This window comes from Curtobacterium sp. MCJR17_043 (assembly GCF_003224315.2).
Taxonomy (GTDB): Bacteria; Actinomycetota; Actinomycetes; order Actinomycetales; family Microbacteriaceae; genus Curtobacterium.
Genome location: NZ_CP126259.1, coordinates 1,284,788 through 1,301,606, shown reverse-complemented (window position 1 = coordinate 1,301,606; position 16,819 = coordinate 1,284,788). Strand labels below are relative to the sequence as shown.

10 protein-coding genes and 6 pseudogenes are annotated in these 16,819 nt (G+C 72.4%); 6 read left to right on the top strand and 10 right to left on the bottom strand.

The genetic code is table 11. The features are described from left to right. Positions 1-4: 4 nt before the first annotated feature. Positions 5-844: a glutamate racemase gene (murI, locus tag DEJ15_RS06845; protein ID WP_110824001.1), complete on the bottom strand. Its 840-nt coding sequence runs from the start codon at positions 842-844 to the stop codon at positions 5-7. 137 nt (positions 845-981) lie between these two features. Here murI and DEJ15_RS06835 point away from each other — a divergent pair. Next, positions 982-2,232, top strand: a pseudogene (locus tag DEJ15_RS06835) (nicotinate phosphoribosyltransferase). A 27-nt stretch (positions 2,233-2,259) separates the two neighbouring features. Here the strand turns inward: DEJ15_RS06835 and DEJ15_RS06825 are convergent. Both DEJ15_RS06825 and DEJ15_RS06815 read right to left on the bottom strand, forming a co-directional pair. Then, positions 2,260-2,523 (bottom strand): DUF3039 domain-containing protein, encoded by a 264-nt coding sequence (locus DEJ15_RS06825; RefSeq protein WP_110823714.1) that lies wholly within the window; start codon positions 2,521-2,523, stop codon positions 2,260-2,262. Between the two features lie 1,244 nt (positions 2,524-3,767). After that, entirely contained in the window at positions 3,768-4,904 is a 1,137-nt protein-coding gene (locus tag DEJ15_RS06815; protein WP_349814841.1) for an ABC transporter ATP-binding protein, read from the bottom strand. Positions 4,905-5,693: 789 nt separating this feature from the next. Here DEJ15_RS06815 and DEJ15_RS06810 point away from each other — a divergent pair. From DEJ15_RS06810 to DEJ15_RS06795, 4 genes and pseudogenes are all read left to right on the top strand, one after another. Next, positions 5,694-6,389: a phosphocholine cytidylyltransferase family protein gene (locus tag DEJ15_RS06810; RefSeq protein WP_110823712.1), complete on the top strand. Its 696-nt coding sequence runs from the start codon at positions 5,694-5,696 to the stop codon at positions 6,387-6,389. A 62-nt stretch (positions 6,390-6,451) separates the two neighbouring features. Next, positions 6,452-7,277, top strand: a pseudogene (locus tag DEJ15_RS06805) (ABC transporter permease). Beyond that, complete coding sequence (locus DEJ15_RS06800) at positions 7,277-8,047, top strand: ABC transporter ATP-binding protein (protein ID WP_110823710.1); 771 nt, start codon at positions 7,277-7,279, stop codon at positions 8,045-8,047. The pseudogene DEJ15_RS06805 and the gene DEJ15_RS06800 overlap by 1 nt, the downstream one beginning before the upstream one ends. Positions 8,048-8,155: 108 nt before the next feature. Next, on the top strand, positions 8,156-8,458 hold the full coding sequence (locus DEJ15_RS06795) for a hypothetical protein (protein ID WP_110823709.1): 303 nt from the start codon (positions 8,156-8,158) through the stop codon (positions 8,456-8,458). Between the two features lie 21 nt (positions 8,459-8,479). On the opposite strand, the gene DEJ15_RS18085 is transcribed toward DEJ15_RS06795, so the two are convergent. The 6 genes and pseudogenes from DEJ15_RS18085 to DEJ15_RS06770 form a co-directional block, all read right to left on the bottom strand. Further along, entirely contained in the window at positions 8,480-9,091 is a 612-nt protein-coding gene (locus DEJ15_RS18085; RefSeq protein WP_349814840.1) for a CDP-glycerol glycerophosphotransferase family protein, read from the bottom strand. Continuing rightward, entirely contained in the window at positions 9,060-9,713 is a 654-nt protein-coding gene (locus DEJ15_RS18080; RefSeq protein WP_349814839.1) for a hypothetical protein, read from the bottom strand. Before DEJ15_RS18080 ends, DEJ15_RS18085 begins: the two co-directional genes overlap by 32 nt. A gap of 76 nt (positions 9,714-9,789) precedes the next feature. Beyond that, positions 9,790-10,696: pseudogene (locus DEJ15_RS06785) on the bottom strand (glycosyltransferase family 2 protein). Then, the gene (locus DEJ15_RS06780) at positions 10,696-11,544 is read right to left on the bottom strand and encodes a CDP-alcohol phosphatidyltransferase family protein (protein WP_110823999.1); all 849 of its coding nucleotides are present in this window, start codon (positions 11,542-11,544) and stop codon (positions 10,696-10,698) included. Before DEJ15_RS06780 ends, DEJ15_RS06785 begins: the two are co-directional and overlap by 1 nt. 5 nt (positions 11,545-11,549) lie before the next feature. Continuing rightward, positions 11,550-12,594: pseudogene (locus DEJ15_RS06775) on the bottom strand (glycosyltransferase family 2 protein). Between the two features lie 178 nt (positions 12,595-12,772). Beyond that, positions 12,773-14,680 carry a S1C family serine protease gene (locus DEJ15_RS06770; RefSeq protein WP_220032678.1) on the bottom strand — a complete coding sequence of 636 codons (1,908 nt, stop codon included), beginning with the start codon at positions 14,678-14,680 and terminating at the stop codon, positions 12,773-12,775. 228 nt (positions 14,681-14,908) lie between these two features. On the opposite strand from DEJ15_RS06770, the pseudogene DEJ15_RS06765 reads away from it, so the two are divergent. Further along, positions 14,909-16,124, top strand: a pseudogene (locus tag DEJ15_RS06765) (aminotransferase class I/II-fold pyridoxal phosphate-dependent enzyme). Here the strand turns inward: DEJ15_RS06765 and DEJ15_RS06760 are convergent. Continuing rightward, a pseudogene (locus DEJ15_RS06760) lies at positions 16,080-16,812 on the bottom strand (nitrilase-related carbon-nitrogen hydrolase); the annotation flags it as partial. The pseudogenes DEJ15_RS06765 and DEJ15_RS06760 sit on opposite strands and share 45 nt — an antisense overlap. Between the last annotated feature and the right edge of the window lie 7 nt (positions 16,813-16,819).

Sequence of the window (16,819 nt, the reverse complement as noted above, 5' to 3'; positions counted from 1 at the left end):
AAGGTCAGCGCAGGGCGCGTGGGAGCGTGATGGTGCCGGTCTCGAGGTGGCCGACGGCGGCGACCTCGGGTCCGAGGAAGCGACGGGCGAGCCGGACGAAGCCGTCGGGGTCGGCACCGGTGGCCTCGAACGAGTGGCTCGGCGGCTCGGTGCTCGTGCGCTCGAGCCCGTGTTCGACCAGGCGGCGGTAGACGTCGCTCGCGGTCTCCTCGGCGCTGGAGACGAGCGTGACGTCCGGCCCCATCACGTACTGGATCGCGGCCGACATGAGCGGGTAGTGCGTGCAGCCGAGGACGAGGGTGTCGACGCCGGCGTCCCGGACCGGGGCGAGGTACCCGGCGGCGACCTCGCGGAGTTCGGCGGACGAGGTGTCGCCCGCCTCGACGAACTCGACGAACCGCGGGCACGCGGCCGTGGTGAGGGTGACGTCGGAGGCGACCGCGAAGGCGTCCTCGTAGGCGCGGGACGCGATGGTGCCGATCGTGCCGATGACCCCGATCCGTCCGGTGCGGGTCTGCTTGACGGCCGCGCGGGCCGCGGGCTGGATGACCTCGACGACGGGGATGCCCGTCGCCTGCTCGTACCGTTCGCGGGCGTCCCGGAGCACCGCCGAGGACGCGGTGTTGCACGCGATGACGAGTGCCTTGACGCCCTGGTCGACGAGGTCGTCCATCACCTGCAGCGCGTACCGCCGGACGTCCGCGATCGGCTTCGGGCCGTACGGCGAGTGCAGGGTGTCCCCGACGTAGCGGACGCTCTCGCGGGGCAGCTGGTCGATGATCGCCCGGGCCACCGTGAGCCCGCCGACGCCGCTGTCGAAGACTCCGATCGGTGCATCCGTCACGGTGACCAGCGTACCGACGCCACCGACGGGGCGGACGCGCACCGGACCTCCCGGCGGTCCCTGGCCGGGCGGCGGGCCCGCTGGGTAGGGTCGGACGCGTGACCACCGCGCTCCTGACCGACCAGTACGAACTCACCATGGTCGACGCCGCGTTGAAGGACGGCACCGCCGACCGCCGCTGCGTCTTCGAGGTGTTCGCCCGCCGCCTGCCGGACGGGCGCCGGTACGGCGTCGCGGCCGGACTCGGGCGCTTCCTCACCCAGCTCACCGAGTTCCGCTTCGGCGACGAGGAGATCGGCTTCCTCCGGGACCGCCGCGTCATCGACGAGGGCACGGCGCGCTGGCTCGCCGACTACCGCTTCAGGGGGGGACGTCCGCGCATACCGCGAGGGCGAGGTGTTCTTCCCGAACTCCCCCCGTGCTGCAGATCGAGGGCACCTTCGCCGAGGCCGTGATGCTCGAGACGCTCGCGCTGAGCGTGTTCAACGCCGACTCGGCCATCGCCTCCGCAGCCGCCCGGATGGTGTCCGCCGCCGACCGACGCCCGCTCGCCGAGATGGGCTCCCGCCGCACCGGCGAGTGGAACGCCGTGGCCGCCGCCCGTGCCGCCTACATCGCGGGCTTCGGCGCGACGAGCAACCTGGAGGCCGGGCGGACGTGGGGCATCCCGACGATGGGCACGGCCGCGCACGCCTTCACGCTCCTGCACGACACCGAGGAGGCTGCGTTCCGCTCGCAGATCGACGCGCTCGGCACCGGCACGACGCTGCTCGTCGACACCTACGACATCGAGGCCGCCGTCGACACCGCCGTCCGGTTGACGGACGGCAAGCTCGGCGCCGTCCGCATCGACAGCGGCGACCTGCCGTCGGTCGTCGCGAGCGTCCGCGCCCAACTCGACCGGCTCGGGGCGACCAGCACGAAGATCACCGTGACGAACGACCTGGACGAGTACACGATCGCCGCGCTCCGGGCCGCCCCGGTGGACTCGTACGGCGTCGGCACGTCCGTCGTCTCCGGCTCCGGGCACCCAGCCGCAGGCATGGTGTTCAAGCTCGTCGCGCACCACTCCCCCCGCGGGCGAGTGGGTCCCGGTGGCGAAGAAGTCGGCCGACAAGGCGTCCACGGGCGGCCGCAAGGAGGCCGGCCGTCGCCTGCGCAACGGGATCGCGACCGCCGAGGTCGTGCTGACCTCCGGATCCGTCGGACCGGACGAGCGGGACCTGCTCGTCCCCGTGGTGACCTCCGGTGAGGTCGACCCCGCGTTCCTCGGCGCCGCCGGGGTCGAGGCGGCCCGGGCGCACCACAAGCGCGCGAAGGCCGAGCTACCGGCGGACGCCGAGCGCATCGGTCGCGGCGATCCGGCCATCCCGACGCTCGTCATCTGAGCGCGCGGGTGCCGGGCGGCGGGGGTCCTACTCGGACTTCATCTTCTCGTAGATGGCCTTGCAGTCCGGGCAGACCGGGAACTTCTCCGGGTCGCGGCCCGGGATCCACTTCTTGCCGCAGAGCGCCTTGACGGCCTTGCCGGTCAGGGCGGACTCGAGGATCTTGTCCTTCTTGACGTAGTGCGAGAACCGCTCGTGGTCGCCGGGCTCGATCGCCTCCTCTTCCAGGAGCTTCTCGAGTTCGCGGTCCATCACGTCGAGGCCGCCACCACCGGGTTCCGTCGTGCTCATGACACCAGCGTACGTCGCCGTCCGCGGACGCGCTGCCCTCCGGTCTCGTCGAGGGCCCTGCGGACGGTCAGTTCCGCTGCGCGGCGGCCAGGAGGTCCGGGCCGCGTCGGTCGAACACCGCGCCGCCGACGACGACCCCGAGCACGAGCACCGCCAGGCCGACGCCCGCGCCGATCCACATCGCCGGCCACGGGTCGCCGCCGTCGAGCAGGACGTGGACCGCCGACCACCCGGCCGGGACCATGCAGGCCAGCGTGCCGAGGACCATCAGCGTCTGTGCGACCGTCGCCGTGGCACCCGCCGCCTGGGGCTGGTGGAAGGGGTGGTCGCCCGGTCGGACCGTCGGGTAGGCCAGAGCCACCGACACGACGCTCGACAGGCCGAGCCCGCCGAGCAGCGCACTCGCCGAGACACCGACGAGCAGCGGGAACGCGTCCGGGTCCCCGTACAGCCGAGCCGACACCGCGGCACCGAGGACGAGCAGCGGGACACCGACGACGATGAGCGGCACGAGACGCCCGAGGCGGTCGGTCCACCCCGGGGCACCCGAGGCGACGTGCAGCCAGACGGCCGTGTTGTCGTACGAGACGTCGTTGTGCGGCAGGAACCCGGCGATGAGCGCCATGAGCGGCAGCGGCGCGAGCGCGGTCCACGCCCACGGCACACCGGCCACGCCGAGCGGCACCACCACGAGCGGCACGAACACCAGGATGAGGTACGAGCTCCGGTAGCGCGGGTCCCGTCCCCAGTACGTCAGCGCCCGGGCGGCGACCGCGCCGAACGGGGTGGCACCGAGCCGGTCGAACCAGCCGAGGGTGCGGTAGTGCCGGCTCCGGCTCCGGCCCTGGACCGTGACGAGCAGCCGCCCGACGAGGGCCCACCACGCGAGGGCGAGCAGCCCGACGACGACGAGCGCGACCAGCAGCTTGCCGGCGGCCGACCCCACGTCTCCGTTCGCGGCGTCCGCGGGGACGGCCCACGCCGCTCCCCACGGCGTCCAGCCGGCGACGTCCGCGATGCGCTGCAGTTCCGGGCCGGCGGGTTCGACCCACGCCGGGCGGAGCAGCAGCGGGACCGTCGGGACCGACAGCACGACCACGACGAACGTCACGAACCAGGCGGCGTCCCGGGCGCGGTGCGCGGCGAAGAGCCAGGCGCCGACGGTGCTGCCGACCCGGATGAGCAGGGCGTTCGTCGCGATGACCAGGACCGCGGCGAGGACCCCGAGGAGCGCCGGCCCGACCTCACGGCTCCACGTCACCACCTGGCCGACGGCGAGCACCGCCACCGCGAGCACCGGGACGCCGAGGAGTCCGGCCAGGCCGAGTCCGACGGCGAGGTCCCGGCGGGAGATGCCGTGCACGAGGAAGCGTCGCGGGTCGAGCGGGTCCGCGACCCCGACGGCGAGGGACACGAAGGTGCACCCGACGGCGACGGCGGCCCCGACCAGGACCACGACTGCGCGGGCGGCCGCGGGGTCCGCTCCGCGGAGGCCTCCGAAGACGGACGCGACCCAGACGGCGACGACGAGTGCGACGAGGCTGCCGACCACCACGGCCACGGACCGTCGGGCTCCCCCCGCGGACCTCGCCCGCGAGCAGGTCGGCCCTCAGCCGGAGAAGCTGTGCAACCATTCCATGCTCTCCGTGACGGGGCGGCCTCCGGCGAGTTCGACGAAGGTGTCCTCGAGGCTGCGACGCCCGCGGACCTGCGCCATGGTGCCGGCGGCCAAGACCTTCCCGCCGACGATGATCGCCACGGAGTCGCAGGTGCGCTGGACCAGTTCCATCGAGTGGCTGGAGAGCACGACGGTGCCGCCCCCCCGCGGTGTAGCGGCGGAGGATGTCGGTGATGGTCGTCGCGCTGACCGGGTCGACGGACTCGAACGGTTCGTCGAGCACGAGCACGCGCGGCGAGTGGATGAGGGTGGCGGCGAGGGCGATCTTCTTCGCCATGCCGACCGAGTAGTCGGCGACCGGGCGGCCGAGCGCGTCGCCGAGACCGAACGCCGCGGCCAGGTCGGCGCTGCGGCTGCGAGCGGTCGCGCCGTCGAGCCCCCGGAGCGTCGCCGAGTAGAACAGCATCTGCGCGCCGGTCAGGCGGTCGAAGAGCCGGAGCCGGTCGGGCAGGACGCCCATCGCCCGCTTCGCCGCGGTCGGGTCGGCCCACACGTCGTGGTCGAGGACGGTGACGGTGCCGGCGTCGGGGCGGAGCAGGCCCGTCAGGATCGACAGGGTCGTCGTCTTCCCCGCACCGTTCGGCCCGACCACGCCGAAGATCGAGCCCTTGCGGATCTCGAGGTCGACGTCGTCCGCCGCGAGCGTCTGTCCGTACCGCTTCACGAGGCCGTCGGCGCGGAGCACGACGGGCTGCTGCGGCACGTTCTGCCGGGGTGAGGGGGCGCTTCGTCGTCCGCGCTGCCCGGTCGGGCGCACCGGACGAGCCGGAACCGTCCCGGGCCTCCTGGTCGGCCCGCCCGTCCTCGGGCTCGACGCGCTCGTCGACGGGTCGGGACGCGGCCGAACCCTGCGGGCGTGTCGCCCGTCCGGACCGCTTCTTGCCCTTCTTCGTCGGTCGCGGCGCGGGCGTGCTCGTGGCGGCGGCCGCACCAGCGCCGCTGGCTTCCGCGCCGTCCCCTGCCCGCACCGCGCTGCCGGTCGTCTCGTCCGTCATGTCGTCACCCGCGGACGCGTCGTGTGCGCCCGTGTCCCCCCGTGTCGTCGTGGTCGCGCCTGCCCGGCCCCGGGGCAGCGGTCGCGTCGTCGTCATCCTGATCGGCCGTCCATGTGGCGTCCGACGTGCTGTACACGTCGTCGTCTCCCGTTGTTCCTGCCGACACGAGCCCAACCGTACCAACGGTTCCGACCGGTCGGGGAGCCGCGTCCGGCAGGGTCACGAAATGAACACGATGCCCGGTGAGCCGTACCCCGACGCGGCCTGGTTCCGTATCATTCACCGGGACACGACGCAGTGTTCACCACTCGGAAACCTGCCCGCGCCGCGCGGAGCGTCCGCCGGTCGGAGCGCGTGTCGCTCCGGATCGCGCAGATTCTCGGCGAACCCGAACCGGCAGCGAGCAGACTCGAAGAGTCCACCCAGCGCCGGACGGGGCGCGCCCTGCCGGGGCAGCTCCCGCACAGCGGCGCCGGTGGACACCGGAAGGGACAAGCATGACCACGCAGATCGTCATCCTCGCAGCGGGGATGGGCAGCCGCCTCGGGCGCAGCCTGCCGAAGCCGCTCACCGAGCTCAGCGACGGCCGCACCATCATGCAGCAGCAGTTCGACAACATCCGTGCCGCCTTCGGGTCGAGCGCCCGGGTGACCATCGTCGTCGGCTACAAGTCGGAGTACATCGTCGAGGCCTTCCCGGAGGCGAACTTCGTCTACAACGAGTCCTACGACTCCACGAACACCTCGAAGAGCCTGCTGCGTGCCCTCAAGGCGACCGGCAAGAGCGGCGTCCTCTGGATGAACGGCGACGTCGTCTTCGACCCGATGGCGCTCGTGCGTGCCGCCGACATGATCGACGAGGGCCGCTCGTTCGTCAGCGTCAACACCGAGAAGGTCTCCGACGAAGAGGTCAAGTACACGGTCGACGCCGAGGGCTTCATCGCGAAGCTCTCCAAGAAGGTCGTCGGTGGTCTGGGTGAGGCAGTCGGCATCAACTACGTCTCCGCGGCCGACAAGCAGGCCCTGGTGCGCCAGCTCGGCCGGGTCGACGACCAGGAGTACTTCGAGGGCGGCATCGAAGCTGCCATCGCCGAGGACGGGCTACGCTGGACGCCGATCGACATCTCGGACCTGTACGCGGTCGAGATCGACTTCGCCGAGGACCTCGAGCGCGCGAACGACCTGTTCGCCTGACCGTCGTCAGGACCCCCCTGGTCGTCGCCTGCCTCCGGCGTGGTCCCGACCGGAGGGAACCCATGAGCGGAACGCGCACGCACGCCACGGCAGTCGCGGCGTCGCCGTCGCGGTCCCGGGGCGCCGGCCGTCGGTACCGGCAGGCGCTCTGGCTGCTGACCGTCCGCGACCTGCGTGTGCGGTACTCGACGTCCGCACTCGGGTACTTCTGGTCGATCCTCGACCCGCTGGTGATGTCGGCGATCTACTGGTTCGTCTTCACGCAGGTCTTCCACCGCGGCTCGGTGGGCGAGGAACCGTACATCGTGTTCCTGCTCGCCGCCCTGCTGCCCTGGATGTGGTTCACCGGCGGCGTCTCGGACTCCACCCGCGCGTTCATCAAGGAGTCGAAGCTCATCCGCTCGACGACGATCCCGCGGAGCATCTGGGTCGCGCGCATCGACGCGTCGAAGGCGATCGAGTTCCTGCTGAGCATCCCGGTGCTCGCCGTGTTCGTGCTCGCGACCGGGGCGCACCTGCACTGGCAGGTCGTGCTCTGGCCGCTCGCGATCGTGCTGCAGGCCACCCTGGTCTACGGCCTCGGGCTCATCGTGGCCCCGCTCGTGGTGTTCTTCCGCGATCTCGAGCGTGCGGTGAAGCTCGTGCTCCGCTTCATGTTCTACGCGTCCCCGATCATCTACGGCACGCAGGCCCTCCCCCCCGGCGTTGCACGACCTGGCCGCGATCAACCCGCTCAGCGGCATCTTCGGGATCTACCGCTCGGCGTTCTTCCCGGGCCAGCTCGACTGGGTCGAGGTGCTCGCCTCGGTCGTGGTCACGGCCGTCGTCCTGGCCGTCGGGCTCGTCGTCTTCCGCCGCAGCGAGCACCGCGTCCTCAAGGAGCTGTGATGGCCACCACCGAACCGACCGTCACCGCGAGCACGACCGCCCCGGTGATCTCCGTCACCGACGCCGGCATCCGGTTCAAGCGGAACCGGCGGGCGAGTCGGAGCTTCAAGGACCTGTTCGGACGCGGGCAGCGGCGACGCAAGGCCGACGAGTTCTGGGCGCTGCGGAACGTCTCGTTCGACGTGCGCCCGGGCGAGGCGATCGGCGTGGTGGGTCGGAACGGGCAGGGCAAGTCGACACTGCTGAAGCTCGTGGCGCAGGTCATGCTCCCGGACGAGGGCCGTGTGCACGTCGGGGCCGGCGTCGCGCCGCTCATCGAGATCACCGGTGGGTTCGTCGGGGACCTCACCGTCCGCGACAACGTCTACCTGACGGCGGGTCTGCACGGGATGTCCCGCGCCGAGATCCGGGCCGCGTTCGACGAGGTCATCGCGTTCGCCGAGATCGGCGACTTCGTCGACACCCCGTACAAGCACCTCTCCAGCGGCATGAAGGTCCGGATCGCCTTCGCGGTCATCTCGCGGCTGGACGAACCGGTGATCCTGGTCGACGAGGTCCTGGCGGTCGGCGACAAGGCCTTCCGCGAGAAGTGCTACAAGCGCATCGAGGAGCTCCTGGCGGGCGGGCGGACGCTGTTCTTCGTCTCCCACAGCGACAAGGACCTGCGCCGGTTCTGCGACCGCGGGCTGTACCTGGACAAGGGCCGGCTGCAGTTCGACGGGCCCATCGGCGAGGCCCTCGACCGGTACAACGCGGACCACGGGGCCTGAGGCCACTCCTGCACAACCGGGGCCTCCCGCACCGCGCTCCACAGCCCCCCGGTCGTCCGGCGGGCTGACGGGGCCCCGGCGTCGGACCCCACCCCTATCGTGCTGCCCATGCACCACCCCACCACCGCGTACCCAGTACCGTTCACCGTCGACCGATCGGCCGCCCCACGGCGGTACGAGATCATCAACACCAGTACCGAGACCCTCGACGGCATCGACCTGACGCACCTCGGGACGGGCTACTCCCCGCCGCTCGTCGTCCGTCGGCTCGAGCCCGGTCGGGGGCTGTCCCTCGCCGTCTTCGGCGCAGGACCGGAGGAGACCGGCGTCGTCATCGTGCGGTGGCGCCGTCCGGACCGGTCCGAGTACCTGTGGCGGATGTCCCTCGCCGGTCCCGGGCTCGCGCCCTGAGGCCGCCGCCGCCCGGACCGGTCAGGAACCGGACCGGGCGGCGGCGACCTCGTGCCAGTGGGCGACGAGGCGGTCGACGGCCGCGTGGAAGCGCGCGGTCGCCGTGCCCGGCGTCGTGTCGCCGAAGTACCGGTGCACCCAGTGGCGGAGTCGCGCGAGCTGCTCGGCGTCGTTCGCGGCGCGCTCCACACGGGCGATGACGTCCCCGGCGTCGTCCGCGCGCAGCCAGTCGGCGTCGGACAGGTACCCGCGCTCGTCCACTTCGGCGTCGGCGGACACGGGTCGGGTCACGAGCAACGGCTTCCCCACGGCCAGGCGGTCGTAGATCATCGCGCTGATGTCGGTGATCGCGACGTCGGCGTCCGCGAGCTGCCAGCCGAGCGTCGGCCCGTCGTCGTACACGTGGTGCGCCGACGGGTCGGCGGCGTTGGCGGCCGCGATCGCAGCGACGATCCGCTCGTGCGCGGCCTTGTATGCGGGGTCGACCACGCCGCTCCGCGGGTGCGGGCGGTACACGAGCCGGTGCTGCGGCGACGCGAGCACGCGGTCCGCGATCGTCGTCCCGTGACTCGCGATGGACCCGTAGGCAGCGGCGCCGCGGTCACCCTCCCACGTCGGGGCGTACAACACCACGGTGCGGTCGTCGGACGGGTAGGGCGGCTCCCCCCACGAAGTGGTCGGCCTGCGGACGCCCGATGGCGATGGTCCGGGCGTCCAGGTCGTAGTCCCACAGCGCGTCGGCGAGTCGGTCCCGGGCGGCGTCACCGGCGATCAGGGCGTAGTCGTACGCCTTGAACTGGTTCGTCGTCATGTACATCTTGTCGCTCTCGCCGTGGTTCACGAAGACGTGCCACATGCGCCCGTACCGCATCATCTGGAAGTTGCGGGCGTTCTGGTTGACGTAGAGCACGGTCTTCGGGGCCTGCTCGGCGACGAACCGCTCGAGGTCCACGACCTGCCGGGCGTAGACGACCGGGACCGGCGACTCGTCGAGCAGCGTGAGCATCGCGCCGGGGCTCCGCGAGATGATCGCGACCCCGCGGTGCCGCGCCAGCTCCGCCAGGGGGCCGTACCACTGCCGGATCTGGTACATGTTCACGGGACCGTCGGCGAAGTACACGGCGACCTCGACCGACCCCGGTGCGGGCCGCGGGACCGAGGGCAGGCGACGGGCCAGCTGCGTGCGGACCTTCCGCGACCGCAGCAGGCGGGCCACGAGACGGATCGCGGTACGGGCGTCCTTGACGATGGCCATGCTCTGCTCCTGCGTGGTGGTCGGTCGGTGGATGGTGGTCGTGTCGGGGTCGGGCGAGTCCGGAGCGGGCCGGGGCTCAGACGACGGGCGGTCGACCCGCGAGCGTCATCCGGCCGATCGTCAACCATCCCATCACCCGGACCGGCCCGCAGTCCGCGCGCCACCCCTCGGCGACGCCGGCGAACCAGGTGGTGAGGCGCCGCGGGGAGCGCCACCAGCGCAGGACCTGGATGGCGGCCCAACTGCCGACGTACAGCGGCCGGAGGACGGCGGGCAGGTTCCGACGGGCGAGCCAGACCCGGTTCCGGGCGTTCAGGCGCACGTACTCACGGTGCCGAGCGGGGTCGATCGCGGGGTGGTTCGCGACGAGCTCCCCCCGCGTACCAGGTGCGACGACCGGCGTCCCAGACCCGCCACGCGAGCTCGATCCCCTCGTGCGCGTAGAAGTACTCCGCGCCCCAGCCTCCGACGGCGCGCCAGACGTCCATCGGCAGGACGACGGCGCCCTCCCAGACCGAGAACACCGGAGAGCTCTGCTCCGGGTCGCCCTTGCGGATGCGCGGCACCCAGCGTCGAGGGTTCGCGGCGCCGCTCGGGTCGACGACCCGCGGCTGCACGAGCCCGAGCGAGGGGTCCCGCTCGAAGAGCGCGATCGCGTCCCGCAGGAACGTCGGCGACGGCACCGAGGCGTCGTCGTCGAGGAAGAACACGTAGTCGCCGTCGACCGCCGCGGCCCCGGCGTTCCGACCGGCGGGGATCCCGAGGTTCTCCGGCAGTGCCAGCGCCCGGACCCCGTCCGGCAGGTCCACCGGTTCCCACCCGTTCCCGACGCACACGACGTCGAGGTCGACGTCCTGCTGCGCGAGCACGCTGTCCAGGCCACGGCGGAGGTGCTCCGGCCGGGTCCCCTGCGTCAGGCTGACCACGGCGACCCGTGGCCGCTCGCGGTGCGGGACCGCGCGACGCCGATCGGTCCCCGGCATCACGCGCGGACCCGCTTCGACGAGATGATGGCGAGGAAGTGCCCGGCCGTCGCGAGGACCGCGAGCGGCAGGAGTGCCCCGACCAGGACCCGGTCGGCCAGCGGGTGCCCGACGACGAGGGCGACGAGCGCGACCACGAACGTGATGATCGTCAGCTCGACCGAGTGGTACAGACGGTGGAACGGCAGGAACCGCGCCACCCGACGCAGCGTCGCGAGGCGGGCACCGGACGGCACCGTCACCCCGTCGCGGCGGTCGGCGAGCTTCTCCATGCCGCCGTGGGCACGGGCGACGTGCACCATGTCGTTGAGCGCCTTGTTGAGGACGATGACCAGGCCGAGCGCGCAGCCGATCGTCGTCCACATCCAGTCGACGCCCTCGATCGGCCATGTCGCCGCGCGGACGCCGAGCGCGATCGGGATGAGTCCCTCGGTCGTGTAGTGCCCGACCTTGTCGAGGAAGATGCCGGCCGGGGACCGTGTGCCCCGCCAGCGCGCGACCTCGCCGTCGGAGCAGTCGACGAGCATCTGCAGCTGCCCGAGCACGAGGGCGAGCAGCGCGCCCCAGATGCCCGGGATGAGGAGTGCGGCCGCCGTCGACCAGCCGACCAGGATCATCAGGCCGGTGACCTGGTTCGCGCTGACCCGGGTCCGGAGCAGCACCGAGGTCAGGTACGGCGAGATGTCCCGCAGGTACAGCGAGGCCGTCCAGTGCTCCGCGTTCGCCCGGGCGCGGACCTCGTCCGGCTGGGCGACGGCTCGGAGTTCCGCGATCGAGGTGGGGCGTGCGAACCCGCGGCTGTCGGAGGGACCCGGCAGGCCGCCGTTCCCGCGGTCGTCGTCGGCCATGTCGGTCACCGTCCCGTGTGCGTGGTCAGATCGGAGGTCCGGGTGAGGAACCCGATGATGAAGCCGACGCCCCAGCCGACGTGGATGCACGGCAGGACGACGAGCAGCCACGCCCGTGTCGCCGGGTCCGACCGTCGTGACACCGCGAGGGCGCCGACGACGACGAAGAGGAGGTAGACCGCCGGGACCACGAAGCCGACCGTCGCCCAGGCGACGGGACTGCCGAGCAACGCTCCGACCACACCGACGAGCCCGGCGACCAGGCCGAGCGCGACGGCGACGACCATCGCCGGCGGGACGAAGTAGCGCAGGCCGTTGCCGGCGGGGGAAGCGTCGGGCGAGTTCACCGCGCCACAGCCCGGTCGCGACGAACTGGCGGACGAGACGGCGGAGGCTCGGCCGGGGCCGGTAGGTGACGACGAGCTCGGGGGTGAACCAGACCGTGCCGCCGGTGGTGCGCAGGCGCCGGTTGAGCTCCCAGTCCTGCCCGCGCTTGATGCCCTCGTCGAAGAGCCCGACGGCGAACAGCCGCTCCCGTCGGAACACCCCGAGGTACGCCGTCTCGGCCGGTCCGGCCTGCCCGCCGACGTGGTGCGGGGTGCCGCCGAGGCCGACGCGACTGCCGTACGCCAGGGCGACGGCCTTCTCGAAGGGGGTGCGGCCCTCGGCGCGCATGATGCCGCCGACGTTGTCCGCGCCGGACTCCTGCAGGGTCCGCACGGCGATCCGCGTGTAGTCCCGCGGCAGGACGCTGTGGGCGTCGACCCGGACGACGATCGGGTGCTCGGAGGCCCGGATCGCGACGTTCAGCCCGGCCGGCGTGGAGCCGACCGCGTTCTCGACCGCGCGGATCCGCGGGTCCGCGGCGCTCATCTCGGCGACGAGCTCGTTCGTGCCGTCGATCGAGGGGCCGAGGGCCAGGATGACCTCGAACGGCCCCTGGTAGTCCTGCTCGAGCAGACTGCCCACCGCCGCGCGGACCTCGGTGACCTCGTTGAGGACGGGCATGACGTAGGAGACACCCGGCAGGGCCTGTCCGTCGTGCTGCATGTGATCCTCGGGGTCCGGCGGGCGCGGCACGGCCCGCCGGGGCCGTCTCCGCAGAGCGGACCCGAGCCTATCAAGCACCCGGGGCGGCCACCTGGCCGCGCCCCGCCGCGCCCCGGCGGACGCACGGGAGGCTCCCCCACCAGCTGGTGGGGGAGCCTCCCGTCCGGAGCGTCCCGGGTCAGTTCGAGCTGTCGTACGTGCCGAGCTTGACGTTCGCCGTGCGGGTCTCCCCGTTGCGGACGTAGGTGATCTCGGTCGTCGCACCGCCGGCGTAGAAGCGGACCTGCGCGGTGAGGTCGGTGGCGTCCGCGATGGAGGCGTCACCGAGCTTCGTCACGACGTCGCCCTTCTGGAGCCCGGCGTCGGCCGCCGCGCCACCCGAGGTGACGTCCTTGATCAGTGCGCCCACCTGCGTGGCGCTCGCGTCCTCGGTCGCGTCGCCGACGGAGGCGCCGAGCAGACCGTGGGTGGCCTTGCCGTTCTCGACGATCTCGGTCGCGACGCGCTTGACCAGGTTCGACGGGATCGAGAAGCCGACGCCGATGCTGCCGGCCTGCGAGCTGGACGAGTCCGAACTGCCGGCGCTGGCGATCGCGACGTTGATGCCGATGAGCGCGCCCTTGTCGTCGAGCAGCGCGCCACCCGAGTTGCCGGGGTTGATCGACGCGTCGGTCTGGATCACGGGGAGCGAGACGGTCGTGCTGGCTCCGGAGCTGCTGCCGTTGTCGCCGTTGCCCCAGAAGTCGAACGGGCCGTTGCCGTTGTTGCCCTGGCCCTCGTTCGTGTCGCCGCCGGCGTTCGGGTCGCTCGAGGTGACCTGGATGCTGCGGTTCAGCGTGGAGACGATGCCGTCGGTGACGGTGTTCGACAGGCCGAGCGGCGCACCGATCGCGACCGCGGTGTCGCCGACGTTGAGCTTCGACGAGTCGGCGAAGTCGATCGGCGTGAGGTCGGGCGCGTCGATCTTGATGACCGCCAGGTCGACCGTCGGGTCGGTGCCGACGAGCGTGCCCTTGTAGACCTTGCCGTTCGAGGTCGTCACCGAGATGGTGCCGTTCGCGCTGTCGCCGTCGAGCGTCACCACGTGGGTGTTCGTGACGATGTAGCCCTCCTTGTTCAGCACGACACCCGAACCGGTGCCTGCCTCGCTGCTCGCGGAGACGTTGATCGTGACGACCGACGGGGTGGCCTTGGCGGCGACCGCGGTCACGACGGTGGCGGAGTCGTAGTCGTTCACGGTGAGGTTGCCACCGCTCTGCGAGGTGCCCGAGCCACCGACGACCGTGCCGCCGTCCGACGCTGCGCCCGCCGCCCAACCGGCGCCGCCGCCGACGAGACCGGCGATCACGGCGGCCGCGACCAGCGGCAGCACGAGACGGTTCCGACCCGAGCGGTCGCGCGGGGTCGTGCTCGTGGCGGCCGGGGAGCCGGTGAAGTAGTGGCCGTTCTCCGGCCGCTGGTCGGCTGCCGCACCGAACGCACTCGCACCGGAGGCCGTGTGGTGGTCGCTCACGTGCTCGCCGTACCGGGGAGCGTCCTGGCCGTACTCACCCTGCTGGCCGTACTGGCCCTGGGCGTACTGCCCCTGGCCGTACTGGTCCTGCTGGCCGTACCGGGTGTCGCCGGACGTGTCGTGCTCGCCGTACTGGCCCTGCCCGTACTGGGCGGTGCCGTACTGGCCCTGCCCGTACTGGGCCGTGCCGTACTGGTCCTGCCCGTACTGCGCGCTGCCGGACTGGCCGCTCCCGTACTGGCCCGAGCCGTGCGGGCCCGAGCCGTACTGATCCGAGCCGTACTGCCCGCCCTGGCCGTACTGACCCTGCTGCGCGTACTGGCCGTACTGGCCGTACTCGGCGGTCGGTGCCGCATCCGCGGACCCTGCGTCGGCCGTCGGGTACGGGGCGGTGTACCGGTCCGTGTAATCGGAGGCGGCAGCGAACTGCTCGGTCTCCTGCGCCGGAGTCGTCCCCACCACGTCCGTGTCGTCGGCGTCGTGGTGCCCGTGGCGGGTCCCGTTCGACTCGTGCGGACCGGTGGTCTCGTCGCGACGGTCGTCGTCGCCGTGTCCGTGGTGTGTGTCGCTCATGCTGGACGTGCTCCTTCCAAAGCTCCTGCAGTCTTCTCCACCGACCTGGGCGGTCCTGATGGCGCAGCTGCGAGCTGACCAAGCCGATCGTATGCGTCGGCTGTGTGCTCGACCCGCAGATGTCCGCCGGAGGCGACCACCGGAGGCGACTGCCGGGCGGAGGCTAGGTTGGGGTCCGACGCGCGCCGAGCCTCCCGGCCGGTGCCCCGAGGGTGAGAGGGGTCGCGCATGCGGCAGACCGGTCCGTGGCTCCGAGCCGCCGAGGGAGCGATGCTGCTGGGCCCCGACCGGGTGCCGGCGCCGACCGTCTTCGCGGAGATGAGCGCCCTCGCCGCAGCGACCGGCGCCGTCAACCTGGGACAGGGCTTCCCGGACGAGGACGGGCCCGCAGAGGTCCTCGACGCGGCCGTCCGTGCGATCCGGGACGGTGCCAACCAGTACCCGCCCGGCCGCGGGACCCCGGACCTCCGTGCCGCCGTCGCCGAGCACCAGGCGCGCTGGTACGGGATCGACGTCGACCCCGACCGGGAGGTCCTCGTCACCGCCGGTGCCACCGAGGCCCTGGCCGCGACCCTCCTGGCGCTGGTCGAGCCCGGTGACGAGGTCGTCACCTTCGAGCCGTTCTACGACGCGTACGGCGCGCTCATCCGACTCGCCGGCGCGGAGCACGTCACGGTCCCGCTCCGGGCGCCGGACTTCCTGCCGGACGAGGCGGACCTCCGCGCCGCGTTCTCCGACCGGACGCGCGTGGTCCTCGTGAACACCCCGCACAACCCGACGGGTCGGGTGCTGCCGATCGAGGTGCTCCGCACCGTGGTCGAGCTCGCGGAGCGCCACGACGCCGTGATCGTCACCGACGAGGTCTACGAGCACCTGGCGTTCGCCGGCACCCACGTGCCGCCGGCGTCGTTGCCCGGAGCGCGGGACCGCACGGTGTCGATCTCCAGCGCCGGGAAGACCTTCAACACGACGGGCTGGAAGATCGGCTGGCTCACGGCCCCGGCAGCGCTGGTCGAGGCGATCACGACCGTCAAGCAGTACCTGACCTTCGTCAACGGGGCACCCTTCCAGCCGGCGATCGCGACCGGGCTCCGCCTGCCCGACACGGTGTTCGCCGGGATCGCCGCCGACCTCGGGGCGAAGCAGGAGCTCCTCGCCACCGGTCTGGCCGCCGCCGGGTTCGGGGTGCTGCGCCCGGACGCCGGCTACTTCGTCATCGCGGACGCCGCTCCGCTCGGACACGACGACGCCCGCGCGCTCTGCCTCGAGCTCCCGCGGCTCGTCGGCGTCGTGGGGGGTGCCGGTGTCCGCCTTCGTCCGGCCCGACCACGTCGATGGGTACCGGTCGCTCATCCGGTTCGCGTTCTGCAAGCGCCGGTCGGTCCTCGAGGAGGCCGTGTCACGGCTGGCCGGGCTCGCTCAGTCCCGCGGGACCACCGCGTAACGACCGAGGGACAGCGACGGGTTCACCGCCCGCACACGGTCCGTGACCGCGGTGTCCACCGTCACCACGAGGAGCCCCGGCTCCGCGCCGAGCGCTGCGACCGCGGTGCCCGTCGGGTCGAGCGCCACCGACGCCCCGATCCCGACCGGGGGGCGCCTGACCGACCCCGAGCACCCACACGGTGTTCTCGACGGCGCGCGCCGTGAGCAGGGTCCGCCAGTGGTGCTCCTTGCCCGGACCGCGGACCCACTCGGCCGGCAGCACGACGACGTCCGCGGCCCCGGTGTCCGTCGCGGCGAGACGTCGCGTCACCTCGGGGAACCGCAGGTCGTAGCAGGTCTCGAGCCCGACCCGGACGCCGTCGACCTCCACGACGGGCAGCTGCGCGGGGTCGCCGGCCTCGATGCGGTCGGACTCCCGGGAACCGAACGCGTCGTACAGGTGCACCTTCCGGTAGGTCTCGAGGACCGAGCCGTCCGCACCGATCGCGACGAGCGTGTTGCGGAACCGACCCGGGGTCTCCCCCCGCCTCGGCGACGCCGACGACGAGTGCGATGCCGGTGCTCCGCGCGATCCGACGGAGGCCCGTGACGAACGAGCCGTGGAGCGGCTGCGCGGCCGCGACGAAGCGGTCGTCGATGTCGGCGGTGAAGTACGAGGTGTACTCGGGCGTGACCAGGAGGCGGGCGCCGCGC